This is a genomic window from Mitsuaria sp. TWR114 (assembly GCF_007997345.1).
Genome location: NZ_VOSR01000957.1, coordinates 1 through 1,112, shown reverse-complemented (window position 1 = coordinate 1,112; position 1,112 = coordinate 1). Strand labels below are relative to the sequence as shown.

The following is a 1,112-nucleotide window of genomic DNA, read 5'->3' as shown; positions in this document are numbered from 1 at the left end:
GCCGAAGCGGGCCTCGGTGCGCTGGACCTGCTCGGCGTCGATGACGCCATCCTCCGCGAGCCAGTGCAGCAGCTGGCGCCACTCGAGGCGCTGGCCGCCGCCCTCGGCGGCCTTGGGCTTGGCGGGCCCGGGGGCGCTCGCCGGCGGGCGCGGCACGCTCGTTGGCGCGCTTGTTGTCGCAGTCATTGGCGCGGTGGATGGCGCCGGGCTGGCGGCCGGCGCGCCCTTGTCCTTGGCGCTGGTCGACGGGGTGTGCTTCATGGTCACTCGCCGGAATCCGCGGCGGCGGAAGCCGCGTGGAGTTGCTGGATCACGTTCATCGGCAGCGGCCGCACCAGCTTCAGCCATTTGCGCGCCGGCAGCTCGTGCCTGGCCTCGATGTGGTCGGCGCGCTGCTCGAGCACCTCGCGGGTCGCACCTCGACGCCGCGCGCGGCCACGACGATGGTGTTGCCCTCACGGGTCGGCGTCAGGTGCCAGACCTGGTCGGTGCCGAACACCTTGGCGATCCGCGCCGCGCTGCGCGCGAAGCTGGCGCTGCGGCCGAACAGGTTCACCGTCATGAGCCCGCCGTCGGCCAGCACGCGACGCAGTCCGCGTAGAAGGCTTCATCGTCCAGCACCGGCGCCGCCGCCTCGTGGTCGTAGAGGTCGACGTTCAGCACCTGCGCCATGCCCCAGTTCGCCGCGTCGGCCACCCACTGGCCGGCGTCCTCGTTGAGCACCCGCAGCCGCTCGTCGTCGTCGGGCAGGTGGAACCAGTGCCGGTTGGCGCTGATGACGGTCGGGTTGATCTCGACCGCGGTGGTCTTCATCTTCAGCTGCTTGCGACAGAAGCGCGTCAGCGCGCCGGCGCAGGCCCAGCTGCACCGCCTGGCCCTGGGTCATCTCGCGGGTGTCGCGCCAGAGCATCCAGGCCATCATGCGCTGGACGTATTCCAGCTCCAGCTTCTCCGGCTTCTTGACCCGCATCGCGCCCTGGACCCAGATCGAGTCCAGATGCAGGAAGCGCACGCCGTCGAATTCGCTCAGCGTCGCCTCGACCCACTCGGTCTTCCTGCCGCCCTTGTTGTTCTTCGGGTCCCGGTGCTTGCTCACGGCTGTCGTTCCCATG

3 protein-coding genes and 1 pseudogene are annotated in these 1,112 nt (G+C 70.5%); 1 reads left to right on the top strand and 3 read right to left on the bottom strand.

Going from position 1 to position 1,112, the window contains the following annotated elements; translation table 11 throughout:
- The 3 genes and pseudogenes from FUT87_RS26275 to FUT87_RS31880 form a co-directional block, all read right to left on the bottom strand.
- Positions 1-261: pseudogene (locus tag FUT87_RS26275) on the bottom strand (hypothetical protein); the annotation flags it as partial.
- A 79-nt stretch (positions 262-340) separates the two neighbouring features.
- Entirely contained in the window at positions 341-562 is a 222-nt protein-coding gene (locus tag FUT87_RS31885; protein ID WP_404935461.1) for a hypothetical protein, read from the bottom strand.
- Complete coding sequence (locus FUT87_RS31880; RefSeq protein ID WP_404935460.1) at positions 559-813, bottom strand: spermidine synthase; 255 nt, start codon at positions 811-813, stop codon at positions 559-561. Before FUT87_RS31880 ends, FUT87_RS31885 begins: the two co-directional genes overlap by 4 nt.
- On the opposite strand from FUT87_RS31880, the gene FUT87_RS31875 reads away from it, so the two are divergent.
- Positions 803-1,112, top strand: a 310-nt coding sequence (locus FUT87_RS31875; RefSeq protein WP_404935459.1) for a hypothetical protein, incomplete at its 3' end; no start/stop codon positions are given. The two genes, FUT87_RS31880 and FUT87_RS31875, sit on opposite strands and share 11 nt — an antisense overlap.